Here is a 25,269-nt window from a genome sequence, read left to right as displayed (position 1 = left end):
ACCGAACCTGCCTCAAAGGCAGCTACAGAGCAAACACCATGGCAACCCTCCACCAATTCCTCTACGGCATCTATCCGTACATCGCTGCCGCCATCTTCCTGTTCGGCAGCCTGGCCCGCTTCGAGCGCGAGCAATACACCTGGAAGACCGACAGCTCGCAGGTGCTGTACCGCGGCAACCTGCGCACCGGCAACATCCTGTTCCACGTCGGCATCCTCGGCCTGTTCTTCGGCCACCTGGTCGGCCTGCTGACGCCGGTGGCGGTGTGGGATGCGCTGGGTGTCGCGCACGGCTTCAAGCAGGCCGTGGCAATGGCCGCGGGCGGCGTGATGGGCACCATGTGCCTGGCCGGACTGCTGATCCTGCTGCACCGCCGCCTGACCAACGCTCGCGTGTCGGCCGTGACCCGCACCGGCGACAAGGTGCTGCTGCTGTGGCTGCTGGTGACGCTGCTGCTGGGCCTGTCCACCATCTTCGAATCCGCCAGCCACATGGACGGCCACATGATGGTGCAACTGATGACCTGGGCCCAGCACCTCGTCACGCTGCGCGGCGACGCCGCCAGCTATATCGCCGATGCGCCGCTGCTGTTCAAGGCGCACCTGTTCATGGGCATCACGCTGTTCGCGATCTTCCCGTTCACGCGGCTGGTGCATGTGTGGAGCGGCTTCGCCTCGGTCGGCTATCTCGGCCGCGCCTGGCAACTGGTGCGCAGCCGCTGAGCGCCGCCACCCGACAAGGAGAAACAGCATGCCTGTCACCGTCAACGGCGTGGAACTGCGCGACGCCGATATCGAACGCGAGCTGGACCACCATCACGATGCCGCCAACCCGGCGCGGCTGGCCACCATCTCGGCCATCCTGCGCCAACTGGTGCGCACCGAAGCCGACCGCATCGGCCTTGCCGCCGAAGGACTGGATGACGACGCCCTGGCGCTGGCCCTGCTGGAACGCGAGGCCGGCATCCCCGAGCCCGACGAAGCCAGCTGCCGCCGCCACTACGACAGCCGCCCCGAGCGCTTTCGCGACGGCGAATGGGTCGAGGCCGACCATATCCTGTTCCAGGTCACGCCGCGCGTGCCGCTGGACGCGCTGCGCGAGATCGCCGCGCAGACGCTGGCACTGGTGCGCGGCGATCCTTCCACCTTTCCCGAGCACGCCCGCGCGCTGTCCAACTGCCCGAGCGGCGCCAACGGCGGCCGCCTTGGCCGCGTGTTCCGCGGCGAGACCGCGCCGGAATTCGAGCGCGCGCTGTTCGCGGCGCAGCAGGACGGCGTGCTGCCGCATTTGCTTGAAACCCGTTATGGCCTGCATATCGTGCGCGTACTGGAACGCTGCCCCGGCACGCGCCTGCCCTTCGATGCGGTGCGCGGCGACATTGCCCGCGCCCTGGCCAGTGCCGCGCGCGACCGAGCCTGGAAGCAGTACGCCAGCCTGCTGATCGGGCGCGCGCGCATCGAAGGCATCGAGCTGGAGGGCGCCGACAGCCCGCTGGTGCAGTAGCGCCTGGATGCCGCCATGCATCACATCGAACAACTGCTCAAAGGTTTCGAACGCTTCCAGCAACGCTATTTCGACGACGAGCCCGGGCTGTTCGACACGCTGCGCACCGGCCAGCGCCCGCCCACGCTGCTGATCGGCTGCAGCGATTCACGCGTCGATCCTGGCCTGCTGCTGGGCTGCGATCCGGGCGAGCTCTTTACCGTGCGCAATATCGGCAACCTGGTGCCACCGTGCACCGGCCGCCATGAAGGCAGCCTGCACGGCGTATGCGCGGCGATCCAGTTTGCCGTGCAGCAGCTGCGCGTGGCCCGCATCATCGTGATGGGCCACGGCGGCTGCGGCGGCATCCGCGCCTTGCTGGCGCAGCCGGCCGACGCCGGCGACCATGCGCCCGACGAAAGCGAAGACCCCGACTACATCGGCGCCTGGGTGCGCATCGCGGCACCGGCGCGCAGGCAGGTGGAGGAAGCCCTGGCCGCGGCCAGCGCCGCCGAGCGCCAGCGCGCCTGCGAACAGGCGGCGATCCTGGTGTCGCTGCGCAACCTGCAGACTTTCCCGTTCGTGCGGCGCGCACTGGAGGCCGGCACGCTGACGCTGCACGGCTGGTATTTCGACCTGCAGGCCGGCGCGCTGCTGGCCTATTCGCAGCGTGCCGACAGCTTCCTGCCGCTGGTGTGCCCGCTGCCCGCCCAAACTGAACTCCGCGAACCCTGCGAACCCTGACCCCATGCATCCCTTCATCCTTGGCATTACCGGCACCTCCGGCAGCGGCAAGACCACGCTGATCACGGCACTGCTGCCGTGGTTCCGCGCACAGGGCCTGACCGTCAACGTGATCAAGCACAGCCATCATCCGCTCGAACTGGAGCCGCCGGGCAAGGACAGCGCGCGCTTTCGCGGCGCCGGCGCGGCCGAGGTGATGGTGGCATCGCCCTATCGCTTCGCCATCGTGCGCGAACTGGCCGACGAGGCCGAGCCGACGCTGGCCGAGCAGGTGGCGCGCCTGCGGCCGGCCGATATCACGCTGGTGGAAGGCTTCCGGCGCGAGGCGATTCCGCGCATCGAGGTCTACCGGCCGGCGCACGGGCGCGCGCCCTACTACCCGGGCGACCCTTCGATCGTCGCACTGGCCACCGACGCGCGCATGGACTCGGTACTGCCTTGCATGGCCCTTGACGACATTGCACAGGTGGGGGGCTTCATCCTCGCCATGAAGGACGAGGCGGGGGCGGCGAGCGCGGCCGCCGCGTTCAGTCGCTCGCGCGACGGTGCAACGGCCAGATGACGTTCACGGCCTCGCCGTCGTTGCGGTAGGCGTGGCAGGTGTCCAGTATCCAGGGCCGGGGTACGGGCTCGTCTCCCGCCAGCTTGGCATGCCACGGCGACTGTTCGCGCTGCACCGACATGATGGTCTGCATCGCGGTGGTGGCCAGCGGCCCCAGCAGCTCGGTCAGGTGGGTACAGCCCTTGGCGCCCCCCAGGCGCGCCCTGGCCTGCTGCCGGAAGCCGCCGCCGATGCGCAGGCCCTCGAGCTGCCGATAGGCGGCGTTGATCTCCGCGCAGTATGGCGTCGGTCCGGTCTCGGTGCGGGCCTCGAAGCGCCGGATCACCAGGTCCGCGCCGATCGTCATGCACAGGCGCATCTGGTGAATGAAGCCCCCGTCGGGCACGCTGACAAAGGGCAGTTCGGTGGCGTCGGCGGAAATATCATCCATATCGGCCTCGATGTCATAGAGGCCATCGTCGCGCAGATAGCCGCGGCATTCGATCTGGCGGGTGTGACGCAGCGTGCGTCCGGGTTGGGGCGTGGGGGCTGTTTCCATGCGTGTGTCCGTCGGGCTTCTAATATTGCCGGTCATGATGGACGCTAGCGGCGCCGGAATCGCCCCCCAGTATCGGGTGGCGCGGCTCCGGTGCCGCGCAGGATCGCCGCCAGATGGCTACCAGCTGCTGTCCGAGCTGCCCGCGCCGGAGGCACGGTGGCTGGCAAAGTGTTCCAGCAGGAAGTCCACCAGCGCCCGCACCTTGTCCGGGCGATGGTTGCGCGCCGGGAACACCAGGTGGATATCCGCGGGCGCGAACTGCCATTGGGGCAGCACCCGGCGCAGGGCGCCGCTGCGCAGGGGCTCCGCAACATCCCACTCGGAGCGCACGATCAGGCCCTGGCCATCGAGCGCCCAGGCCAGCGCCGATTCCCCGTCATTGGTGCTCATGGTGCCGCGGACCTTGATGGTCTCCTGCTGCGCGCCATGGCGCAGGTGCCAGGTGCCGAAGGTCTCGTCGGCTTCGCGGATGAAGATGCAGTTGTGCCGCGCCAGCTCGCGCGGGCTCGATGGCTCGCCCCGCGCTTCCAGGTAGGACGGCGCGGCACAGAGCAGGCGGCGGTTGTTGGCCAGCAGGCGCGCCGTCAGGCGCACGTCCGGCATCTCGCCAAAGTGGATCATGGCGTCCAGGCCCTGCTCGACCAGGTTCAGGGGCCGGTCGGTCAGGTAGAGCTGGACCTCGATATTCGGACAGCGGCGCGAGAACCCCGACAGCGCCGGCGCGATATGCCGCCGTCCGAAGCCGAGCGTGGCGCCGATCTTCAGCAAGCCGTGCGGGGTGCTGCCGGTGCCCGCGATCGATCGCTCCAGCGCCTCCATCTCCGCGAGGATCCGCGCTCCCTCCACCAGATAGCTCTCCCCTTCCGGCGTCAGGCTGATGCGGCGCGTGGTCCGGTGCAGCAACCGGACGCGCAGCCGTGCCTCCAGCCCCGCCAGCCGCTTGCTGACGGCGGGCGGCGTCACGCCAAGCTCCTGCGCGGCGCCGGTCAGGCTGCCCTGCTTGTTGATGCACGCAAAGAACGCGACGTCCGAGAGGTTATCCATTGGTGAATACCAGGAAACAAAGAAGTAACTGAGTTTGAATTATGTGCCCATAGGTGAATGATACGATGGTTTCCATAACGATTCCTAAACCAGGAGACACCCATGAAAGTTGCCCACCTCACGGCCTTGCTGCTGTGTGCCGCGTCGATCGGCACGGCCGCGGCGCAGTCCTATCCCCAGCGCCCGGTGCGTCTGGTCGTGCCGTACGCCCCGGGCGGCAGTGCCGACATCGCCGCCCGCCTGGTCTCGGATGCCTGGTCGAAGAGCCTGGGCGGCACCATCGTGGTCGAGAACCGTGCCGGCGCCGGCGGCAATATCGGCGTCGATGCCGTGGCCAAGGCCGCCGCCGACGGCTACACCATCGGCCTGCAGACGGTGTCCCTGGCCATCAACCCGGGTCTGTTCCCGCGCATGCCGTATGACACGCTGAAGGACCTGGCCCCGATCGGCATGGTCGCCAGTTCGCAGCACGTGCTGGTGGTCAACAACAACGTGCCCGCCAGGAACCTGCAGGAACTGATCGCCGCTGCCAGGGCCACGCCGGGCAAGCTGACCTACGGGTCCGCGGGCAACGGCAGCACCTTCCATATGTCGGCCGAGCTGTTCAAGTCGGTGGCCAACGTCTCCATCGTCCACGTGCCGTACCGCGGCGGCGGCCCGGCCCTGGTCGACACCATCGCGGGCCAGGTCGACATGAGCTTCCCGGTGATCTCGGCCGCGCAGCAGCATGTGCAGGGCGGCAAGCTCAAGGCGCTCGCCGTCACCGGCAGCAAGCGCGCGCCGCAGTTGCCCAATGTGCCGACCGCGGCCGAGGCGGGCCTGCCCGGCTATGCCTTCGAGACCTGGTTCATGGTGTTTGCCCCGGCCGGCACGCCCAGGCCCGTGATCGACAAGCTGAACGCGGCGCTGAACACCGCGCTGGCCGCGCAGGCAACCCGTGAGCGCATGCTCAAGGAAGGCTTCGAGCCTACCCCGACCACGCCCGAGGCCGCGCGCCAGCGCCTGGAAAAGGAGATGCCCGTGTGGGCCAACCTGATCAGGCAGCGCGGCATCACCGCGGAATAACGACAGACAAGGCAGTTGCCATGCCCCCCAAGACGCTATACCAGAAGCTGGTCGACTCCCATACCGTGGCCAGGCTCGACGACGACAATGTGCTGTTGTACTGCGACCTGCACCTGATGAACGAGTACACCAGCCCGCAGGCCTTCGCCGGGCTGCATGAACAGGACCGCGGCGTGCTGGTGCCCGGACAGAACGTCTCGGTGGTCAGCCATATCATCCCGACGCACCCCACCGCGATCCGCGTGATCGCGGATCCGGCCTCGGCGCTGCAGGCCACCAACCTGCGTGCCAACTGCGAGCGGCACGCGATCCCGCTGTTCGACACCAACGACACGCTGCAGGGCATCGAGCATGTGATCGCGCCCGAGCACGGCATGATCCGGCCGGGCATGGTGGTGATCTGCGGCGACAGCCATACCACCACCTACGGTGCGCTCGGCGCGCTCGGCTTCGGCATCGGCACCTCCGAGGTCGAGCATGTGCTGGCCACCCAGACGCTGGTCTACCGGATGGCCAGCACCATGCGCATCCGCGTGGACGGCAAGCTGCCCGCCGGGACCACCGCCAAGGACCTGATCCTCAGGATCATCGGCGCGATCGGCGCGCAAGGTGCACGCGGCTATGTGGTGGAGTACTGCGGATCGGCGATCCGCGACCTGAGCATCGAGGCCCGCTTCACGCTGTGCAATATGACTGTGGAGGCCGCGGCGCGCGGCGCGCTGATCGCGCCGGACGCGGTCGCCACGGACTATGTGCTGCGCCGCGCCGTGGATATCGAAGGCCCGCAGCGCGACGCCGCGCTCAGCTACTGGGCGACTCTCCAAAGCGATGCGGACGCCGTGTTCGACATGGACTTCGTGTTCGACGCAAGCGAGATCGAGCCCTACGTCACCTGGGGCACCAGCCCGGACCAGGTACTGCCGGTTTCCGGCCAGATCCCGTTCCCGGAAGACCAGCTCGACGAGGCCGAGCAGCGCTCGGTCGAGCGCGCGCTGGCGTACACGCACCTGCAACCGGGCGCCGCGCTGGCAGGCACGCCGATCCAGCACGTCTTCATCGGCTCCTGCACCAACGGCCGCATCGAGGACCTGCGCGCGGTCGCCAGCGTGGTGCGCGGCCGCAAGGTGGCCGCGGGGGTCAGGGCCATGGTGGTGCCCGGGTCGGGCGCGGTCAAGGCCCAGGCCGAGCGCGAGGGCCTGGCCGAAGTCCTCACCGCCGCCGGCTTTGAATGGCGACAACCGGGTTGCTCGATGTGCCTGGCCATGAACGACGACGTGCTCGCCGACGGCGTGCGCTGCGCTTCCACCACCAACCGCAATTTCGAGGGCCGGCAGGGGCGCGGTGCCATCACCCACCTGATGAGCCCGGCCATGGCCGCTGCGGCCGCCGTCACCGGCGTCATCACCGACGTCCGCAAGCTGGAGATCACCCATGCCTGAACCCACCTGCATCGCCGGCAAAGGCGCCGCCATCCGCTTCGAGAACCTCGATACCGACCAGATCATCCCCAAGCAGTTCCTGCGCGGGATCGACAAGTCGGGGCTGGCCGAGGGCATTCTCTACGACCACCGCTTCGACGCCAGCGGCGCGCCGCGCCCTGGCTTCGTGCTGAACCGGCCCGAGTACGCCGGCGCCAGCATCCTGGTGAGCGGCGCCAACTTCGGCTGCGGCTCCAGCCGCGAGCACGCCGTCTGGGGCCTGCAGCAATTCGGCATCCGCGCCGTGATTGCGCCGAGCTTCGGCGAGATCTTCTATTCGAACGCGATGAACAACCGGCTGCTGCTGGTGATGCTGCCACGCGAGGTGATCGGGCCGTTGATGAACGACGTGGATGCGGACGCGGCCAACACCATCAGCATCGATGTCGAGGCGATGCGCGTGCGCACGCCCTCCGGCGACTACGCCTTCGAGCTGTCGGCACGGCACCGCCGCATGTTTATCGAAGGGCTGGACATGATCGGCCTGTCGCTGCGGCAGCGCGGCGAGATCGAGCAGTTCATCCAGCAATACCGGAGCGCGTTCCCGTGGACAACGAACGTGGCCAGGCGCACGCGCGACCGCCTGGGCGCGACCTGAAGCCTGCCCTGCAAGCGCGTCGCCTCCGCGGCGCGCTTGCCCCGCTGCAAACGACAAGGATCAACACCACCCCACACTTCGTTCCCGCACCGCCGCCACCGTTTGATGCCAGTCAATTCCATGTCGTCAGTGTGTCCGCATGATTTCCACACGACGACAGGTGCCCGCCACGCAGGCATGGGCACCGCGAAACAGCTTTCCTCACCGCTGATCCACGGCACCCATGAAAGCAAAAAACTGGCTGTACCCGGCAATCGCGGCATTGCCGCTCTCACTCTGGCTCGGGCTGCCACATGCAGCCACCAAGGCAGAACCGAAGGCGGAACCGAAAGCCGCCATCCCCACCCTCACTGCCGCTGAGTTCGACCACGCCCGGCAGATCTACTTCGAGCGCTGCGCCGGCTGTCACGGCGTGCTGCGCAAGGGCGCGACCGGCAAGGCGCTGACGCCGGACATCACCCGCGCACGCGGCACCGAGTACCTGAAGACCTTCATCAAGTACGGCAGCCCCGCCGGCATGCCGAACTGGGGCACCTCGGGCGATCTTACTGACCCGGAAGTCGACCTGATGGCGCGCTATATCCAGCTCGACCCGCCGACCCCGCCCGAATACTCGCTGGCCGATATCGAGAAAAGCCGCAAGGACATCCTGCCGGTGGCCCAGCGTCCGACAAAGAAGATGAACCAGTACAACCTGGACAACCTCTTCTCGGTGACGCTGCGCGATGCCGGCGAGGTCGCGCTGATCGACGGCGACAGCAAGCAGATCATCAATATCGTCAAGACCGGCTACGCGGTGCATATCTCGCGCATGTCGGCGTCCGGGCGCTACCTGTACGTGATCGGCCGCGACGCGCGGCTGGACCTGATCGACCTGTGGCTGCCCAAGCCCGATATCGTCGCGGAAGTGAAGGTCGGCATGGAGGCGCGCTCGGTCGAGACCTCCAAGTACAAGGGCTATGAAGACAAGTACGCCGTGGCCGGCTCCTACTGGCCGCCGCAGTACGTGATCATGGAAGGCGACACGCTCAAGCCGCTCAAGGTGGTCTCCACGCGCGGCATGACCGTGGACAACGAATACCACCCCGAGCCGCGCGTGGCGGCCATCGTCGCCAGCCATTTCCATCCGGAGTTCGTGATCAACGCCAAGGAGACCGGCAAGATCCTGATGGTCAACTACTCGGACTTGTCCAACCTGAAGACCACCACCATCGATTCGGCCAAGTTCCTGCATGACGGCGGCTTCGACGCCACCGGCCGCTACTTCCTGGTGGCCGCCAATGCGTCCGACAAGATTGCCGTGGTCGACACCAAGGAAGACAAGCTGGCCGCGCTGATCGACGTGGGCAAGACCCCGCATCCGGGGCGCGGCGCCAACTTCATGCATCCGAAGTTGGGCCCGGTCTGGGCCACCAGCCACCTTGGCGACGAGACCATCAGCCTGATCGGCACCGACCCGGCCGGACACCCGGCGCAGGCGTGGAAGGTGGTGCAGACCATCAAGGGCCAGGGCGGCGGCTCACTCTTCATCAAGACCCACCCGAAGTCGTCCAACCTGTGGGTCGACACGCCGCTGAACCCTGACGCCAAGCTCAACCAGTCGGTGGCGGTGTTCGACACGCGCAACCTGGAAGCCGGCTACAAGGTGCTGCCGATCGCCGACTGGGCCGGCCTGAAGGGCGCGGGCGCCAGGCGCGTGGTGCAGGCCGAGTACAACAAGGCCGGCGACGAGGTCTGGTTCTCGGTCTGGGGCACCAAGGACGGCGAGTCCGCGCTGGTGGTGGTCGACGACAAGACCCGCACGCTCAAGACCGTGATCAAGGACAAGCGCCTGATCACCCCGACCGGCAAGTTCAACGCCTATAACACGCAGCACGACGTGTACTGAGCCGGCGCCACCATGCGTAATCACATCGCCTGGCGGCGCGCTGCGCTGGCGGGGCTGGCAGCGGCCTTGCTGGGCGCAGCGCCCGGCGCGGCGGCCCAGCCCACCGCTGCCCGGCAGGCGCAGCTTGCGCACTGGCTGCGCGATGACTGCGGCGCCTGCCACGGCATGACGCTTGGCGGCGGGCTGGGCCCGCCGCTGACGCGCGAGGCACTGTCCGGCAAGCCGCCCGAGGGCCTGGTCGCCACCGTGCTGTACGGCCGCCCCGGCACCGCGATGCCGCCCTGGCAACCCTTCATGACGCAGGATGAAGCCCAATGGCTGATCGATCGACTGCAGGCCGGCAAGCCACCGGCCGCCTCGCCGCAAGGCAACTGATCCGCGGCCTGGCCGCGGCCTTGTGCGCCACCGTTGCCGCCGCGCTGGTGGCCGGTTGTGCCAGCGCCGCGCGCGGCACCGGCGACCTGGGCGTGGTGGTGGAGCGCGCCGCCGGACGGCTGCAGATCGTCGAGACCACCGGCATGACCCGGCTGGCAACCGTGGAAGGACTCGGTGATTTGTCCCATGCCAGCGTGGTGTTCTCGCGCAACACACGCTACGCCTATGTCTTCGGCCGCGACGGCGGCCTGACGCGCGTGGACCTGCTCAGCGCCCGCATCACCCACCGCGTGCTGCAGGCGGGCAACAGCATCGGCGGCGCGATCTCGCAGGACGGCCGCGTGGTGGCCACGCAGAACTACGCGCCCGGCGGCATCCGCCTGTTCGATGCCCAGACGCTTGAGCCGCTGGCTGACCTGCCGGCCATCGGCAATGACGGCCGCCGCTCCAAGGTGGTGGGCCTGGCCGACCTGCCCGGCCGCCGCTTTGCCGCCAGCCTGTTCGAATCCGGCGAAATCTGGATCATCGATGCCGGCGATCCGCGTCAGCCGCAGGTGACACGCCTGCCCGCCGGCCGCGAGCCGTACGACGGACTGGTCACGCCCGATGGCCGCTGGTACCTGGCCGGCCTGTTCGGTGAGGACGGCCTGGCGCTGGTCGACCTGTGGCAGGCGCCGCTGCAGTCGCGCCGCGTGCTGTCCGGCTACGGCCGCGGCAGCGCGCCGCTGCCGGTCTACAAGATGCCGCACCTGCGCGGCTGGGCCATGGCCCAGGGCTTGGCCTGGCTGCCGGCGATCGGCCGTCATGAGGTGCTGGTGGCCGATCCCGCCAACGGCTGGCAGCAGGCCGCGCGCGTGGCGCTGGCCGGCCAGCCGGTCTTTGTGATGGCACGCCCCGACGGGCGCCAGGTCTGGGTCAACTTCGCCTTCCCCCACAACGACACGGTGCAGGTGATCGACACCGCCACGCGCCAGGTGGTGCGCACGCTGCATCCCTGCCGCGGCGTGCTGCACATGGAGTTCACGCCCAAGGGCGAGTCCCTGTGGCTGTCCTGCCGCGACGACAACCGTGTCGAGATCTACGACACCGCCAGCCTGGCGCGAATTGCCACGCTGCCCGCCGACAGCCCCAGCGGCATCTTCTTCACCGTGCGCGCGCAACGGTTTGGCATGTAAAGGGACACCATGTACGATGAACTGAGCGTCTACGACACCCTGCAGCGCGATTTCCCGCTGCAGCCGCGGCCCTACCAGGCGCTGGCCGGCAAGCTCGGCCTGTGTGAGCACACGCTGCTGAGCCTGCTGGCGCGCGACCTGGGCAACGGGCGCATCAGCCGCGTCGGCGCGGTGTTCGCGCCCAACGTGATCGGCGTCAGCACGCTGGCGGCGCTGTCCGTGCCGCCGGCCCAGCTGGACCGCGTGGCGGCGCGCGTCAGTGCCTGCGCGGCGGTCAGCCACAACTATGCGCGCAGCGGCCATCCGTACAACCTGTGGTTCGTCGCGGGCGCGCGCGAGCGCCGCATGCTCGATGTCACGCTGGCGTCGATCGGGGAAATGACCGGCCTGGCGCCGCTGGACCTGCCCATGGCCCGCGAGTATCACATCGACCTCGGCTTCCCGCTCGCGCGCCCGGGCAGCGCACGCGCCCGCCGCGCTGCCAGCGCGGCCGCTCCCGCCGCGCCTGTCGCCCTGGACGATGACGACTGGCGCCTGGTGGCCGCACTGGAAGCCGGCCTGCCGCTGACGCCACGCCCGTTCCACGCACTGGCAGCGCAAGCGCGGATGGCGATGCCTCAGGTCCTGGAGCGGCTGACGCGCTGGTCCGCGCAGGGCGTGATCCGGCGCCTGGGCGTGGTGCTGCAGCATGGGCGCTTCGGCTTCGGCCACAACGCCATGTGCGTGTGGGATGTGCCCGACGCGCACGTGGACGCCATCGGCATGCGGCTGGCGCGGCTGGCGCGCGTGACCCTGTGCTACCGCCGCGCGCGCCGGCTGCCCGACTGGCCCTACAACCTGTTTGCGATGGTCCATGCGCGCAATGCGCAAGACTTGCTGCCCGCGCTGGCGCGCATCCATGCCACCGCCGGGCTGGAACATGCGCCCGGGACCGTGCTGGTCGGCACGCGCTGCTACAAGCAGCGCGGCACACGCTATGCCATGCAGGTGTCGGCATGACCCGTGCCATCGCCGCACTCGACCCGCTCGACCGCCGCATCATCAACGCGCTGCAGCGCGGCCTGCCCCTGGTGCCGCATCCGTATGCCGAAGCGGCGGCGGCGCTCGGCATCACCGAGGCCGAACTGCTGGAGCGGCTGCGCGCACTGCTTGCCGCAGGCGTGCTGACACGCTTCGGCCCGCTGTACCAGATCGAGCGCGCGGGCGGCAGCTTCGTGCTGTGCGCCTGCCATGCACCCGCCGAGCGGATGGACGCCGTGATCGCTGCCATCAACGCGCACCCCGAGGTCGCCCACCACTACGCGCGCACGCATCACCTGAACCTGTGGTTCGTGCTGGCGGTGGCGAGGCAGGAAGATGTCGCGCCGGTACTCGCGCGCATCGCGGCGGCGGCCGGCGTCGAGATCCTGCCGTTCCCGAAGGAACGCGAGTTCTTCGTCAACCTCTACCTGCCCGCCTGATGCCCGAGCCTGTCGATCCCGTCGACCTGGCGCTGATCCGCGCCACGCAAGCAGGACTGCCGTTGGTGCCGGCGCCCTACGCGGCAGTGGCCGGCGCACTCGGCCTGACCGAACAGGAAGTGATGGCGCGGCTCGCCGCGATGCATGCGCGCGGCGTGCTGCGCCGTATCGGCGCCGTTCCCAACCACTACCGGCTGGGCTGGCGCGCCAACGGCATGACCGTGTGGGACGTGGACGATGCGTTCATCGACACGCTCGGCGAGCGCATCGGCGCCCTGCCCTTCGTCAGCCATTGCTATCGCCGTCCGCGCCACTTGCCGCATTGGCCCTACAACCTGTTCGCGATGGTCCATGCGCGCTCCCGCCAGGACGCCGCGCCGCAGGTTGCCGCGATCGCGGCACTGCTTGGCGACGCCTGCCGCGCGCACGACGTGCTGTGGTCCACCCGCATCCTCAAGAAAACCGGGCTGCGCCTGCCGCCGCCCGGCCCAGACCAATAGGAAACCCCGCCCATGTTCCGCCTGTCCCGCTTCATGGAAGCCCTGCGCGATGCCGGCCCGGTGCCGCCGCCGCGCAAGCCCGCCGGCCCGGTGGTGATCTGGAACCTGATCCGCCGCTGCAACCTCAACTGCCGGCACTGCTATGCCACCTCCGCCGACACGGACTTCAAGGGCGAGCTGGATACCGCCGAGGCGCTGCGCGTGCTCGACCAGTTGCGCGATGCGCGCGTGCCCGCGCTGATCCTGTCCGGGGGCGAACCGCTGCTGCGGCCGGACCTCTACGAGATTGCCTCACGGGCGCGCGCACTCGGCTTCCACCTGTCGCTGTCGTCCAACGGCACGCTGCTCGATGCGGGGCATGCCGCGCGGCTAGCGGCAGCGGGCTTCGACTACGTCGGCGTCAGCCTGGACGGCCTGCCCGCCACGCACGACCGCTTCCGCCGCAGCGACGGCGCCTTTGCGCAGGCGCTGGCGGGCCTGCGCGCCGCGCGTGCGGCCGGCCTGCGCGTGGGCGTGCGCATGACGCTGACCGAAGCCAACGCGGCGCAACTGCCCGACCTGGTGGCGCTGACCGAGCATGAGGGCATCGACAAGTTCTACCTGTCGCACTTCAACTATGCTGGCCGTGCACGCAGCCATCGCGCCGAAGACGCGCACCATGCGCGCACCCGCGCCGCGCTCGACTGGCTGTTCGACCACGTCTGGCAGCGCACGCAGCAGGGCCATGCGGGCGACTTCGTCACCGGCAACAACGATGCGGATGGCGTGTACCTGCTGTACTGGATCGCCAGGCGCTTGCCGCATCGCCTGGTGGATATGCGCCAGCGGCTGGAACACTGGGGCGGCAACGCCACCGGGGTCGGCGTGGCCAATATCGACAACCTCGGCAATGTCCATCCCGACACGATGTGGTGGCACGTGACCGTGGGCAATGTGCGCGAGCGGCCGTTCGGCGAGATCTGGGCCAGCCGCGCCGATCCGCTGATGGCGGGCCTGGCCAGCACGCCGCGTCCGCTGCAGGGGCGTTGCGCAGGCTGCGCATATCGCGCCATCTGCAACGGCAATACCCGGGTGCGCGCCTTTGCGCTGACAGGCAACGCCTGGGCGGAAGACCCGGGCTGCTACCTGAGCGATGCCGAGATCGCGCATGCGCCGGGCACGGAGGTGGCGGCATGAAGACCGTGCTCCGATGGCTGGTCGGCCTGGCCTTTGCCTGCGCCACGCAAGCCGCCATGGCCGCCGACCCCGCGGCGCTCTACAGCCAGCACTGCGCCGCCTGCCATGGCGCGGACCGCCTCGGCGCCATGGGCCCCGCGCTGCTGCCGGAAAGCCTGGAGCGCCTGCGCGCCAGCGAACTTGACCAGGTGCTGCACGCTGGCCGCGCCGCCACGCAGATGCCGGCATTCGCCGGCACGCTGGCCGAGCCCGACTTGCAGGCCCTGGCGCGCTGGCTGCGCACGGCACCCGCAGCCACGCCGCAATGGAACGCGCAGGCCATCCGCGCCAGCCATATCGTCCACCACGCCCCCGGCAGCCTGCCGGCGCGGCCGCTGTTCGGCGCCGATCCGCAGAACCTGTTCGTGGTGGTGGAGGCCGGCAGCCATCATATGACCGTGCTCGACGGGGACCGGCTGGCACCAGTCCATCGCTTTGCCACCCGTTTTGCGCTGCACGGCGGCCCCAAGTTCAGCCGCGACGGCCGCTATGTCTACCTGGCCAGCCGCGATGGCTGGGTCAGCAAGTACGACCTGTGGAACCTGGCCTATGTGGCGGAGATCCGGGTCGGCGTGAACACGCGCAACATCGCCGTCAGCGATGATGGCCGCTGGGTGCTGGCCGGCAATACGCTGCCGCGCACGCTGGTGCTGCTCAATGCCGAAGACCTGTCGCTGGCGCGGGTGATCGACGTGAAGGGGCGCAATGACGAGGCCTCGCGCGTCTCCGCCGTCTACGACGCCGCGCCGCGCCACAGCTTTATTGCCGCGCTGAAGGATATCGCCGAGGTCTGGGAGATTCCGTACGCCGATGCGGCCGGTGCGCCGCTGCCGGCGCTGGCACCTCGCGTGGTGGTGCTGGACGATGTGCTCGACGACTTCTTCTTCGACCAACCCTATCGCCATATCCTGGGCGCCTCGCGCAAGGGTGGCGGCCAGGTGATCGACCTGCAGCAGGGTCGAAAGGTCGCGGCGCTATCGCTTGGCGGCATGCCGCACCTGGGCAGCGGCATCACCTGGCAGCGCGACGGACGTGAGGTGATGGCCTCGCCCGACCTCGGGCAAGGGCGCATCACGGTGATCGACATGCAGGACTGGCACACGGTCGCCACCGTGCCGACCAACGGTCCGGGCTTCTTCCTGCGCAGCCATGAAAACACCCCCTACGCCTGGGCCGACGCCATGATGAGCCCGAGGCGCGACACGCTGCAGGTGATCGACAAGCAAAGCCTGCGGGTGGTCGGCAGCGTTACGCCGAGCGCGGGGCGCACCGCTGCCCACGTCGAATTCACGCGCGACGGGCGCTACGCGCTGGTCAGCCTGATGGAGCGCGACGGCGCCATCGTGGTGTACGACGCGGCCACCTTGCAGGAGGTCAGGCGCCTGCCGATGGACAAGCCCATCGGCAAGTACAACGTCTTCAACAAGACCACGCGCTCGGCCGGCACCAGCCACTGAGCCGGCGTGGTGATGCCCGATCGCAGGAGCCCGAGATGAATCCACCCCTGAAACCCGGCAAGGTCTGGCTGGTCGGCGTCGGCCCGGGCAGCCCGGACCTGGTCACGGTACGCGCCATGCGCGCGCTGGCCGCGGCCGAGGTCTGGCTGGTCGATGACCTGATCGCGCCGGAGATGTCCTGCTATGCCAGCCCCGGCACCCATGTTGAGTGGGTCGGCAAGCGCGGCGGGCGCTGCTCGGTCAGCCAGGAACGCATCCAGCAGTTGACGCTGCAGCACGCGCTGGCCGGCCGCAGCGTGGCGCGCGTCAAGGGCGGCGATCCGCTGCTGTTCGGGCGCGGCGGCGAAGAAGCCGCCTTCCTGCGCGGCCACGGCGTGGCCGTCGAGATCGTCAATGGCATCAGCAGCGGCATGGCCGCCGCGCAGGCACTGGGGATTGCGCTGACGCACCGCGCGCACTGCCACGGCGTGACCTTCGTGACCGGCCATACCAGCGCGCACGGCTCGCCCGACTGGCAAGCGCTGGTGCGTGGCGGCACCACGCTGGTGATCTATATGGGCATGAGCCGGCTCGGGGCGATCCGCGACGGCTTGCTGGCGGCGGGCATGCGCAGCGACATGCCGGCGGCGGTGGTGATGCATGCCGGCAGCGAGCAGGCACGCAGCTGGACCGGCACGCTCGGCACGCTCGCCGAATCGCTCGCGGCGGGGCTGGCCAGCCCGGCCGTGGTGCTGGTGGGTGGGGTGGTCGGAGACACGCTGCAGGCAGTGCAGGCGATGGTCTCGGGCGCCGGCGCGCTGGCCGCGTAGCGTCGACTGTCGGCAGGTTCTACCGGGCTTCAGCGAGCCGACTGTGTGCTCCCCTCTCCCGCTTGCGGGAGAGGGGAGCAAGCCCGCAGCATGCGGATGCTGTCAGCAATCGCGCAGTGCACTCAGCTCAATATGGCAACCCCACATAATTCTCCGCCAGCACCCGCGACGCCGCCTCCGACCCCACCAGGTAATCCAGCTCCGCCCGCTGCATCCGCAACGAGAACGCATCCGCATCCGGAAACCGGTGCAACAGCGAGGTCATCCACCACGAGAAACGCTCGGCCTTCCACACACGCTGCAGGCAACGCGCGGAATAGCCATCGAGGCCGCTGGCATCGGCATGGCGGTAACGGGCCTCAAAGCCCTCTGACAACGCCAGCACATCACTGGCCGCCAGGTTCAACCCCTTGGCCCCGGTAGGCGGCACGATATGCGCCGCGTCGCCCGCCAGGAACAGCCGGCCAAAACGCATCGGCTCGGACACAAAGCTGCGCAGCGGCGCAATGCTTTTCTCGATGCTGGGCCCGGTCACCAGCGCGCTTGCCGTCTGCGGATCGAGCCGGCTACGCAGCTCCTGCCAGAAGCGCTCGTCTGACCAGTCTTCCACGCGCTCGCTAGCCGCCACCTGCACGTAGTAGCGGCTGCGGTGGCGCGAACGCATGCTGCACAGCGCGAAGCCGCGCTCATGGCTGGCATAGACCAGCTCATCGGCAACGGGTGGCGTCTCCGACAACAGCCCCAGCCAGCCAAACGGATAGACCCGCTCGAACACCTGCCGCGCCGCCACCGGCACGCTCTCGCGGCAGATGCCGTGAAAACCGTCGCAGCCGGCGATGTAGTCGCAGGCCACCTCGTGCATGGCGCCATCCTTGCGATAGCGCACCGACGGCGTGCTGCCGTCGAAACCGTGCACGCTCACCTCCTGCGCTTCATAGACGGTGGGGGTGTCATCGGCGCGGCGCGCATCCATCAGGTCGCGCGTGACCTCGGTCTGCCCGTACACCGTGACGCTGCGCCCGATCAGCGCATGCAGGTCGATATGGTGGCGCTGCCCGCCGTACGACAGGGCGATACCGTGGTGGACCAGGCCTTCCGCATGCAGCCGCCCGGCCACGCCGGCGCGTTCCAGCGCGTCGACGGTGACGCTCTCCAGGATGCCCGCGCGGATGCGGCCAAGCACGTATTCGGGGCTGCGTTGTTCGATGATGATGTTGTCGATGCCGGCGCGTGTCAGCAACTGGCCGAGCAGCAGGCCGGCCGGGCCGGCGCCGATGATGGCAACCTGGGTGCGCATGTCTTGTCTCCTTGTGGGTATCGGTCTTCTGCCGCTAAAGATAGTCGGCGCAGACCCGCCAAGGAATGGACAGATCGAACCAATGGCAGGACAATCGGAACATCGATGGTAAACACCTAAGCCACCGTGAAACCTGTCCCGACGTACTCGCTGTATGGCATCAATCCCTCGGAACTGCTGGAAAACCAGCTCCATTTCGAATCCATTGCCGCACGCAGCCGCCTGCACGGATGGGAGATCAAGCCCCATCGGCATGATCGTTTCCTGCAAATTCTGTACATTCACTCAGGCGCCGGCGAAGCCCTGCTGGAGGAGCGGCGCGAACGGCTGCGCAGCGGCTCGCTGGTGACGATGCCGCCACGGCACATCCACGGCTTTGTCTTCACGCCGGACACCGACGGCATGGTCGTGACCATGACCGACAGCCACCTGCGCACACTGCTGGCAGGTGTGCCGGATGCGCTACCGCTGTTCGCCGATCCGCGCCACGACCGCGTGCGCCGGGGCCACGCGCTGGCCGATACGCTGGCACTGGTTCGCGGCGAGATGGAAACCGTGTCCGCCTGGCGCGGAGCGTCGCTGTCGGCATTGCTGACGCTGCTGCTGATCGGCATCGCGCGGCTGGCCAATGCCGCCGCGCCGGCCGCGGCGCGCAGCGACAGCCGGCCCGCGCGCCATTTCCGGCTATTCCAGCAGTTGCTCGAATCCGACTATCGTGAGCACAAGGACATCACGCACTATGCAGGCGCCATCGGCATCACACCCACGCAGCTCAACCGCGTGTGCCGCCAGGCTTGCGGGCAGTCGGCCCTGCAGATGATCCACGCGCGCGTACTGGCCGAGGCGCAGCGCGACCTGCTGTTCAGCGACCTGGAGGTCAAGCACATCGCCCTGTCGCTCGGGTTCGCTGACGCGGCCTACTTCTCGCGCTTCTTTGCACGGCTGGTAGGACAGGCGCCGACTGAGTTCCGGCAGTCGGGGCGTGCGCGGCTGCCGGCATTTGCGATGCCACCGCCCGCGGATGCGGCGGGCTGACCGCTCAGCCTGCCTGGTCGATTTCGGCTAACACCTCCTCGGCCAGATGAAATGCCGAGTTCGCCGCCGGCACGCCGCAATAGATCGCGGCCTGCAGCAAGACCTCCTTGATCTCGTCGCGCGTCACGCCGTTGTTGGCGGCGGCGCGCAGATGGAGCTTCAGCTCCTCGGCGCGGTTCAGCGCCACCATCATGGCGATCGTCAGCAGGCTGCGCGTATGCCGCGGCAGGCCTTCGCGCGTCCAGATCTCACCCCAGGCATAGCGCGTGATGAGGTGCTGGAATTCCTCGTTGAGCGGGGTCAGCCGCGCGAGCGAACGGTCCACGTGCGCGCTGCCCAGCACCTCGCGCCGCACGGCAAGGCCGGCGTCGTAGCGCCCATGGTCGTCGGTCACCGGCAGCCGGCCGCGCACGAAATCGAGCAGCGCCGCCGTGAAGCGGCCGGGCTGCTCGAAGCTGGAAATATGCGCGGCGGGCAGTTCGACAAAGCGGGCGCCGGGAATCGCGTCGGCCAGCGCGCGGCCTTCCTGCGCAGGGGTCGACGGGTCCTGGCTGCCGGCGATGACCAGCACCGGCACCTGGATCGATGCGACCGACTCGCGGAAATCGGCGTCGCGCACGGCCGCGCAACTGGCCGCATAGCCGCGCGGAGCGAGCCCGGCCAGCACATCGCGCAGGCCGTCCAGCGCGCGCTCGGCCGTGGCGGCAAACTCCGGCGTGAACCAGCGCTCGACCGAAGGCGCGACCATCACGGCCATGCCTTCGCGCCGTACGGTCTCGATGCGGGTATTCCAGCCGTCGGCATTGCCGATCTTCGCGGCGGTATTGGCCAGCACGATATGCGAGAACCGCTGCGGCGCATGGATGCCCAGCCACATCCCGGTGAGCCCGCCCATCGACAGGCCACAGAACACCGCCTGCCCGATCCCCAGCGCATCCAGGATGGCGATGACGTCCTGCCCGAGCTGCGCCACGGTAAAGGCATCGCCCGGCGCGGTCGAGCGGCCGTGGCCGCGGGTGTCGTAGCGCACCACGCGATAGCGACCGGCCAGCGCGGCAGCCTGCGGCTCCCACATGGTGTGGTCGGTGCCGAGCGAGTTCGAGAAGAGGATGGCCGGCGCGGACTCGGGGCCGTCAACGGTGTAGAAGAGCCGGGCGCCGGCGTGGTCGAGGTAGGGCAATGCAGTCTCCTTGGGTGCGCGGCCGGCGGCGTGGCCGGCGCATCGCGGTAGTTCCGGGCTCAGGGCAGTCTCAGGACTGGCGTGCCGCCAGTGCGGATTGCCAGGCCTGCACGGCAGCGTCGGCAAAGGCCGCTGACTGGCCCGCGTAGTTGGCCGGGTCGGCAAGGCGATCCAGCGCGGCGTCATCGAGCAGGCCGGCATGGGCCGGGTCGGATTGCACCGTACTGGCCAGCGCGTCACGCAGGCTGGTGCCGTCGGCCACCGCACGTTGCGAGGCGCGTTCCACCAGATGGTGCGCCGGCAGCCGGCCGATCCGGCTGCCAAGTTCAAGCATCGCCGCCTCGCCGAGGATCAGGCCATGGGTGAGGCCGAGGTTGGCGCGCATGCGCGCCGCATCGACCTGCAGCCCCGCCACGACCTCGCCCATCTGGCGCAGCGCGCCGGCGGCCAGCGTCACGATCTGCGGCAGTGTGTCCCATTCGGCCTGCCAGCCGCCCAGCGCGCGTTCATGTTCCTGCACCATGCCCGCCAGCATCGTCGCCACCAGCGGCGGCACGCGCACCGCGGCCGTCAGCACCGCCGCGCAGCCGACCGGGTTGCGCTTGTGCGGCATGGTGCTGGAGCCGCCGCGGCCGGGGCCGGCAGGCTCGGCCACTTCCGCCACCTCGGTCTGCATCATCAGCGAGATATCGCGCGCCATCTTGCCGAGCGTGCCGGTCATCATGCCCAGCGTGGTGGCGATCTCGACCATGCGGTCGCGATGCGCGTGCCACGGCAGCACGGGCGCGGCCAGGTCCAGTTCGCGGGCCAGCGCGGCGGTCACCGCGGGTGCCGCATTGCCCAGGCTGGCAAGCGTGCCGGCGGCGCCGCCGAACTGCAGCACGCGGGCCTGGACACGGGTGGCATCGAGACGGCCGAGATCGCGGCGCAGCGCATCGAGCCAGCCCGCGGCCTTGAGGCCGAAGCTGGCCGGCAATGCATGCTGCAGCCAGGTGCGCGCGACCATCGGCGTGGCCCGATGCGCCGAAGCCAGCGCGGCGCAGGCTGCGCCCAGGCGCACCAGGTCGGCATCCAGCGCGCGCAGCGCGTCGCCGGCCTGGAGCACCAGTGCGGTGTCGATGATGTCCTGGCTGGTGGCGCCCCAGTGGACAAAGCGCGCCGCCTCGGCATCGCGCGCGGCCACGGCGGCGGTCAGTTGCCTGACGAAGGGAATGGCGAGATTGCCCGCGGCGACCGCGGCTTGCGCAAGCGCGTCGCGGTCAATGATGCCGGGGTCGCGGCAGACGTCGGAGATCACGGCAGCGGCCGCGGCAGGGATCACGCCGCTGTCGGCTTCGGCGCGCGCGAGCGCGGCCTCCACGGCAAGCATGCGCTGCACCGTGCCGGCGTCGGAGAAAATGTCCAGCACGGCCGGGCTGCCGGACATGGGATCGGTGAGACGCGTAGCGGTTGGCATTGGGGGCGGTGAGGAGCGTGAGTGGCCGTAACATCGACGGTCACCCGATTATGCGTCTGTTGCCGGCAGCGGGGTCTTCAGATATCGAAGAACACTGTCTCGGCCTGCCCCTGCAACGCCACGTCCCAGCGCAGCGTGCCGTTGCCGGCATCGCTGGCAATCAGCGTGCCGCGGCGCTCGGCGGGGACCAGCGCCAGCACGGCGTCGGCGGCATTGGCCGCCGCTTCGTCCGGGAAGTACATGCGCGTGGCAACATGCCTGACCAGGCCGCGCATGAACACCGACACCATGATGTGCGGCGCCTGCGGCCGTCCGTCCGGGCCCGGCACGGCGCCCGGCTTGACGGTGACAAAGCGGAACGAGCCGTCGGCCTCGGTCGGCACCCGGCCGAAGCCGGTGAAGCCGGGCACCAGCGGCAGTTCGCGGGTGTCTTCAGGATGGCGGTAGCGGCCGGCAGGGTTGGCCTGCCAGATCTCGACCATGCCGTCCGGCACGGGCTCGCCGTCGCCGTCGGTCACGCGGCCTTCGATCACGATGCGCTGGCCTGACAGTTCCGGCGCGCTGGCGGTCAGGTCGGCGCAGTTCAGGCCGCTCAGGCCGATATGGAGATAAGGGCCGACGGTCTGGGATGCGGTGGCGTAAAGCATGGTCTTACTCCATCGGCGTGGCATCGCGGCCACGCAGCACGATATCGAAACGGTAGCCGAGCGCGTATTCGGGCTGGGTGGTCTCCCAGTCGAAGGCGGCGATCAGGCGGTTGCGCGCTTTCTCGTCCGGCACGCAGTTGAAGATCGGGTCGAACGGCAGCAGGGGATCGCCGGGGAAGTACATCTGCGTCACCAGGCGCGTGGCGTAGGCATTGCCGAACAGCGAGAAGTGGATGTGCTGCGGCCGCCAGGCGTTGTGGTGGTTGCGCCAGGGATAGGCGCCGGGCTTGATGGTCTTGAACCGGTAGTGCCCGTTGGCATCGGTCACGGCGCGGCCCTCGCCCGAGAAATGCGGGTCGAGCGGGGCGTCGTGCTGGTCGCGCTTGTGCAGGTAGCGGCCGGCGGCGTTGGCCTGCCAGACCTCGACCAGCGCATTCGGCACCGGCCGGCCGTTCTCGTCGAGCACTCGGCCGGTCACGAGAATGCGCTCGCCGATGGGCTCGCCGCCGTTGCCGGCGGTGAGGTCGTTGTCGCCTTCGCGGACGAACTCGGCGCCGAAGGTGGGACCGGTCACTTCAGACAGCGACTGCGGCAGCGCAATCAGCGGCTGGTCCGGCGAGCGCTTCTGCGTCGAGGCATAGGGATCGAAGCGGTATTCGGGCTGGGTGTCCCAGTAGGGACGGCGGTACTGGGCAAGTGGGGTCATCGCGCAGTCTCCTTGTCATTGGAATGGTTTGACTTTAAACAGCACATAAAGTCATGTAAATTAAGATTACATCGAAATACGATAACTTTTAGGCATGAAACCGCAGGCCCCTCCCGCACTCGAAATCTTCCGCAATCGCGTGCGGCTGCGGCACCTCTATTGTTTCGTGGCGGTGTCGCAGACCCAGCACCTGGGCCGTGCGGCCGAACGCCTGGGCCTGACCCAGCCGGCCGTCTCCAAGACACTGAGCGAGCTCGAGGAACTGGCCGGCACCCGCCTGCTGGTGCGGCAGCGGGCCGGCACCGAACTGACCACCGCCGGCACGCGCTTCCTGCGCCACGCCCTGCGCATCCTCGCGGATATCGATGCCGCGGCGGACAGCATGGCCGGCGCGGATGCGCTGCCGCAGGAGCGCATCCGGCTGGGTGCGCTGCCGAGCGTGGTGCCGGCCGTGCTGACCGACGCCCTGCTGCGTTTCCGCGCCGCGCATCCCGAGGTCGGCCTTGCCGTGCAGACCGGCATGAACCGCAACCTCATCGACCAACTCAAGGCGGATGTGCTCGACCTGGTCATTGGCCGGATGGATGACCCGGTGGCCATGGAGAGCCTGTGGTTCGAGTCCCTGGGCCAGGACTCGCTGGCTCTGGCGGTTCGTCCCGGGCATCCCCTCGCCGCCGTATCGCGGCCAACACTGGTGGACGCGCTGGCATGGCCGCTGGTGATTCCGGCCGCGGGCTCGATTCCCCGCCACAACACGGAAAGCCTGCTCGCCCGGCACGGCCTGCCCCTGCCGGGCGGATGCGTGGAAACCTCGGATGCCTATCTCGGACGCCTGCTGGCCCGGCAGAGTGACAGCGTGTGGGCAGCGCCGCTCTCCGCAACCAGGCGCGCGGTGTCCGAGGAAGATCTGGTACTCCTGCCAATCGATACGCAGGGCACCGAGGAACCGATCGGCCTGCTGCGGCACGGCGACCGCACGCTCACGCCGATGGCCGAGGCGTTGGCGAACTGCATTCGCGCCGCGGCCCAGCCTGCTTCCGCTCAGTGACTTGCGACGCTTGCGCCGCCATTGACTGAGTCGGCGGCACCCGCAGGCCGGCTGCTGAAATGCTTCACCAGCAGTGCACCGGCGGCAAGGAATGCCGGCACGGTAAGCAGCGTAAAAATCGTGTCGAAGCCCAGGTGCAGGCGCAGCAGTTCAGCACCGAGCAGCGCGCCGGTGATGCCGCCGAAGCGGCCGATGCCAAGCATCCAGGCAACGCCGGTAGCACGGCCCTGCGTCGGGTAAAAGGCCGCGGCCAGCGAAGGCATCGAAGACTGGGCGCCGTTCATGGCCGTACCGGCGAGGAAGATCAGTACGCCCAGCAGCACCTGGCTGCCGGTGCCGTGGCCCACTGCGTAGATCAGTACGCCGGTTGCAGCATAGGTGATGGCGATGACCTTGTTCGGATTGAAGCGGTCCATGAACCAGCCGGCCGCGATGGTGCCGATGCCGCCACCGAGCGGAAACAGCGCCGTCAGGAATGACGCGTGCTGGATCGAGAAACCGGCGTCCTTCATCAGCGTCGGCATCCAGCTCGTCAGCAGGTAGAAGATGACGAGGCCCATGAAGTAAGTGGACCATAGCATCGCCGAGCCCAGGCGATAGCCGGGCGCCAGCACGGTGCCGATGGCGGATCGGGTCGCAGGGGCCTGCTCGCCGATGATGAAGTTGTTGGCCCTGGACAGGTCTGCGCCAGTCACGCGTCGCAGCACGTTGCGGATCTGGGTGGCAGGATAGTTGCGCAGGACCATGTAGCGCACCGACTCCGGCAGCAGCGCCACCAGCAACAGCGCGAGCGCAAGCGGCACGATGCCGCCAAGCAGCAGCACGCTGTGCCAGCCGAAGTGCGGGATCATCGCAGCGGCGACAAAGCCGCCGGCCGCGGAACCAAGCGGAAAGCCGCAGAACATGGTGTTCACGAGCACGGCACGGCGGCGTTGCGGCGCGAACTCTGATGTCAGCGTCACGGCATTGGGCATGGCGGCGCCCAGGCCAAGGCCGGTCAGGAAGCGCCAGACCGTGAGCCAGCCCAGCGTGGGCGCAAACGCGGTGGCGAGACTGCAGGCGCCAAAGAAGAAGACGGACAGCACCAGCACCTTCTTGCGGCCGACCCGATCAGCCAGCGGACCGGCGAAGATCGCACCGAAAGCAAGACCGAACAGGGCCGCGCTCATGACGGGCCCGAGGGCGGCTTTCTCGATCCCCCAGTCCTGCACCAGCGCCGGCGCGATATATCCGATTGCGGCGGTATCGAAACCGTCAATGGCAACGATCAGGAAGCACAGCACAAGAATGAGCCACTGGTACCCAGTGAATCGCTGTCCGTCGATCAGGGCCTGGACGTCCGTGACGCCGCCCTTCGTTTGGGTGGGATGTTGCACTGCTGTCTCCGTTTTCCTGGAAATCGCACTAGCCATCCTGCAGGCCGGACATGCGATTTTGTTCTAATGGCGAACTGCTGTTCTCCAATTGAACGGAATCTTAGGCAACGGGCATTGCGACTCAGAATTAGCGT

General features: G+C 68.7%; 26 protein-coding genes. 18 read left to right on the top strand and 8 right to left on the bottom strand.

From position 1 onward, the window contains the following. Positions 1-38 precede the first annotated feature (38 nt). From narI to mobB, 4 genes are read left to right on the top strand one after another with little or no spacing between them, the layout of a single operon-like run. On the top strand, positions 39-722 hold the full coding sequence (gene narI / locus AC3WRR_RS25060) for a respiratory nitrate reductase subunit gamma (RefSeq protein WP_010810868.1): 684 nt from the start codon (positions 39-41) through the stop codon (positions 720-722). Between the two features lie 28 nt (positions 723-750). Continuing rightward, positions 751-1,503: a peptidylprolyl isomerase gene (locus AC3WRR_RS25055; RefSeq protein WP_010810867.1), complete on the top strand. Its 753-nt coding sequence runs from the start codon at positions 751-753 to the stop codon at positions 1,501-1,503. Between the two features lie 15 nt (positions 1,504-1,518). Beyond that, positions 1,519-2,226, top strand: coding sequence for a carbonic anhydrase (locus AC3WRR_RS25050; RefSeq protein WP_010810866.1), 708 nt, complete (start codon positions 1,519-1,521; stop codon positions 2,224-2,226). Positions 2,227-2,230: 4 nt separating this feature from the next. Next, entirely contained in the window at positions 2,231-2,788 is a 558-nt protein-coding gene (gene mobB / locus AC3WRR_RS25045; RefSeq protein ID WP_011617750.1) for a molybdopterin-guanine dinucleotide biosynthesis protein B, read from the top strand. Here the strand turns inward: mobB and AC3WRR_RS25040 are convergent. Both AC3WRR_RS25040 and AC3WRR_RS25035 read right to left on the bottom strand, forming a co-directional pair. Continuing rightward, positions 2,754-3,326 carry a DUF2889 domain-containing protein gene (locus tag AC3WRR_RS25040; protein ID WP_011617751.1) on the bottom strand — a complete coding sequence of 191 codons (573 nt, stop codon included), beginning with the start codon at positions 3,324-3,326 and terminating at the stop codon, positions 2,754-2,756. The two genes, mobB and AC3WRR_RS25040, sit on opposite strands and share 35 nt — an antisense overlap. 117 nt (positions 3,327-3,443) lie before the next feature. Continuing rightward, on the bottom strand, positions 3,444-4,370 hold the full coding sequence (locus AC3WRR_RS25035) for a LysR family transcriptional regulator (protein ID WP_010810863.1): 927 nt from the start codon (positions 4,368-4,370) through the stop codon (positions 3,444-3,446). A gap of 102 nt (positions 4,371-4,472) precedes the next feature. Between AC3WRR_RS25035 and AC3WRR_RS25030 the strand changes: the two genes are divergently transcribed. The 12 genes from AC3WRR_RS25030 to cobA all read left to right on the top strand — a co-directional run bounded on the left by AC3WRR_RS25030 (position 4,473) and on the right by cobA (position 16,390). Continuing rightward, positions 4,473-5,435 (top strand): tripartite tricarboxylate transporter substrate binding protein, encoded by a 963-nt coding sequence (locus AC3WRR_RS25030; RefSeq protein ID WP_011617752.1) that lies wholly within the window; start codon positions 4,473-4,475, stop codon positions 5,433-5,435. A 20-nt stretch (positions 5,436-5,455) separates the two neighbouring features. Beyond that, positions 5,456-6,874 carry a 3-isopropylmalate dehydratase large subunit gene (gene leuC / locus AC3WRR_RS25025; RefSeq protein ID WP_492298405.1) on the top strand — a complete coding sequence of 473 codons (1,419 nt, stop codon included), beginning with the start codon at positions 5,456-5,458 and terminating at the stop codon, positions 6,872-6,874. Then, positions 6,867-7,511: a 3-isopropylmalate dehydratase small subunit gene (leuD, locus tag AC3WRR_RS25020; protein WP_058697323.1), complete on the top strand. Its 645-nt coding sequence runs from the start codon at positions 6,867-6,869 to the stop codon at positions 7,509-7,511. The genes leuC and leuD overlap by 8 nt, the downstream gene beginning before the upstream one ends. Before the next feature lie 223 nt (positions 7,512-7,734). Next, positions 7,735-9,399 carry a cytochrome D1 domain-containing protein gene (locus tag AC3WRR_RS25015; protein ID WP_439669393.1) on the top strand — a complete coding sequence of 555 codons (1,665 nt, stop codon included), beginning with the start codon at positions 7,735-7,737 and terminating at the stop codon, positions 9,397-9,399. Positions 9,400-9,411: 12 nt separating this feature from the next. Next, complete coding sequence (locus tag AC3WRR_RS25010; protein WP_010810858.1) at positions 9,412-9,774, top strand: c-type cytochrome; 363 nt, start codon at positions 9,412-9,414, stop codon at positions 9,772-9,774. After that, positions 9,714-10,949 (top strand): cytochrome D1 domain-containing protein, encoded by a 1,236-nt coding sequence (locus AC3WRR_RS25005; protein WP_010810857.1) that lies wholly within the window; start codon positions 9,714-9,716, stop codon positions 10,947-10,949. The genes AC3WRR_RS25010 and AC3WRR_RS25005 overlap by 61 nt, the downstream gene beginning before the upstream one ends. Before the next feature lie 9 nt (positions 10,950-10,958). Then, complete coding sequence (gene ahbB, locus AC3WRR_RS25000) at positions 10,959-11,948, top strand: siroheme decarboxylase subunit beta (protein WP_492293638.1); 990 nt, start codon at positions 10,959-10,961, stop codon at positions 11,946-11,948. Next, positions 11,945-12,409, top strand: coding sequence for an Lrp/AsnC family transcriptional regulator (locus AC3WRR_RS24995; protein WP_010810855.1), 465 nt, complete (start codon positions 11,945-11,947; stop codon positions 12,407-12,409). The genes ahbB (AC3WRR_RS25000) and AC3WRR_RS24995 overlap by 4 nt, the downstream gene beginning before the upstream one ends. Further along, the gene (gene ahbB, locus AC3WRR_RS24990; RefSeq protein WP_058697327.1) at positions 12,409-12,909 is read left to right on the top strand and encodes a siroheme decarboxylase subunit beta; all 501 of its coding nucleotides are present in this window, start codon (positions 12,409-12,411) and stop codon (positions 12,907-12,909) included. Before AC3WRR_RS24995 ends, ahbB (AC3WRR_RS24990) begins: the two co-directional genes overlap by 1 nt. Positions 12,910-12,921: 12 nt before the next feature. Next, positions 12,922-14,085 (top strand): heme d1 biosynthesis radical SAM protein NirJ, encoded by a 1,164-nt coding sequence (gene nirJ / locus AC3WRR_RS24985; protein ID WP_492298404.1) that lies wholly within the window; start codon positions 12,922-12,924, stop codon positions 14,083-14,085. Continuing rightward, a complete protein-coding gene (locus AC3WRR_RS24980; protein WP_492298403.1) occupies positions 14,082-15,581 on the top strand; it encodes a cytochrome D1 domain-containing protein in 1,500 nt (499 codons plus the stop codon). The genes nirJ and AC3WRR_RS24980 overlap by 4 nt, the downstream gene beginning before the upstream one ends. A gap of 35 nt (positions 15,582-15,616) precedes the next feature. Further along, positions 15,617-16,390 carry a uroporphyrinogen-III C-methyltransferase gene (gene cobA, locus AC3WRR_RS24975; RefSeq protein ID WP_492298401.1) on the top strand — a complete coding sequence of 258 codons (774 nt, stop codon included), beginning with the start codon at positions 15,617-15,619 and terminating at the stop codon, positions 16,388-16,390. A gap of 127 nt (positions 16,391-16,517) precedes the next feature. Here cobA and pobA read toward each other — a convergent pair whose 3' ends face one another. Beyond that, positions 16,518-17,687: a 4-hydroxybenzoate 3-monooxygenase gene (gene pobA / locus AC3WRR_RS24970; RefSeq protein WP_058697330.1), complete on the bottom strand. Its 1,170-nt coding sequence runs from the start codon at positions 17,685-17,687 to the stop codon at positions 16,518-16,520. 126 nt (positions 17,688-17,813) lie between these two features. On the opposite strand from pobA, the gene AC3WRR_RS24965 reads away from it, so the two are divergent. Beyond that, on the top strand, positions 17,814-18,722 hold the full coding sequence (locus tag AC3WRR_RS24965) for a helix-turn-helix domain-containing protein (protein WP_010810849.1): 909 nt from the start codon (positions 17,814-17,816) through the stop codon (positions 18,720-18,722). Between the two features lie 4 nt (positions 18,723-18,726). Here AC3WRR_RS24965 and pcaDC read toward each other — a convergent pair whose 3' ends face one another. The 4 genes from pcaDC to pcaH form a co-directional block, all read right to left on the bottom strand. Then, the gene (gene pcaDC, locus AC3WRR_RS24960) at positions 18,727-19,902 is read right to left on the bottom strand and encodes a bifunctional 3-oxoadipate enol-lactonase/4-carboxymuconolactone decarboxylase PcaDC (RefSeq protein ID WP_010810848.1); all 1,176 of its coding nucleotides are present in this window, start codon (positions 19,900-19,902) and stop codon (positions 18,727-18,729) included. A gap of 70 nt (positions 19,903-19,972) precedes the next feature. Next, entirely contained in the window at positions 19,973-21,358 is a 1,386-nt protein-coding gene (locus tag AC3WRR_RS24955) for a 3-carboxy-cis,cis-muconate cycloisomerase (protein WP_492298399.1), read from the bottom strand. 77 nt (positions 21,359-21,435) lie between these two features. Beyond that, the gene (gene pcaG / locus AC3WRR_RS24950) at positions 21,436-22,005 is read right to left on the bottom strand and encodes a protocatechuate 3,4-dioxygenase subunit alpha (RefSeq protein ID WP_492298397.1); all 570 of its coding nucleotides are present in this window, start codon (positions 22,003-22,005) and stop codon (positions 21,436-21,438) included. Positions 22,006-22,009: 4 nt separating this feature from the next. Beyond that, on the bottom strand, positions 22,010-22,711 hold the full coding sequence (gene pcaH / locus AC3WRR_RS24945) for a protocatechuate 3,4-dioxygenase subunit beta (RefSeq protein ID WP_492298395.1): 702 nt from the start codon (positions 22,709-22,711) through the stop codon (positions 22,010-22,012). A gap of 94 nt (positions 22,712-22,805) precedes the next feature. Between pcaH and AC3WRR_RS24940 the strand changes: the two genes are divergently transcribed. After that, positions 22,806-23,759, top strand: coding sequence for a LysR substrate-binding domain-containing protein (locus AC3WRR_RS24940; RefSeq protein ID WP_492298393.1), 954 nt, complete (start codon positions 22,806-22,808; stop codon positions 23,757-23,759). Here AC3WRR_RS24940 and AC3WRR_RS24935 read toward each other — a convergent pair. Beyond that, positions 23,753-25,135 (bottom strand): MFS transporter, encoded by a 1,383-nt coding sequence (locus AC3WRR_RS24935; protein WP_011617765.1) that lies wholly within the window; start codon positions 25,133-25,135, stop codon positions 23,753-23,755. The genes AC3WRR_RS24940 and AC3WRR_RS24935 overlap by 7 nt on opposite strands. Positions 25,136-25,269: the final 134 nt, after the last annotated feature.

The sequence above is a fragment of the Cupriavidus sp. FW305-3-2-15-C-LB2 genome (assembly GCF_058787575.1).
The sequence above is the reverse complement of the archived record's forward strand: the minus strand, read 5'-3'. Positions and strand labels throughout refer to the sequence as shown.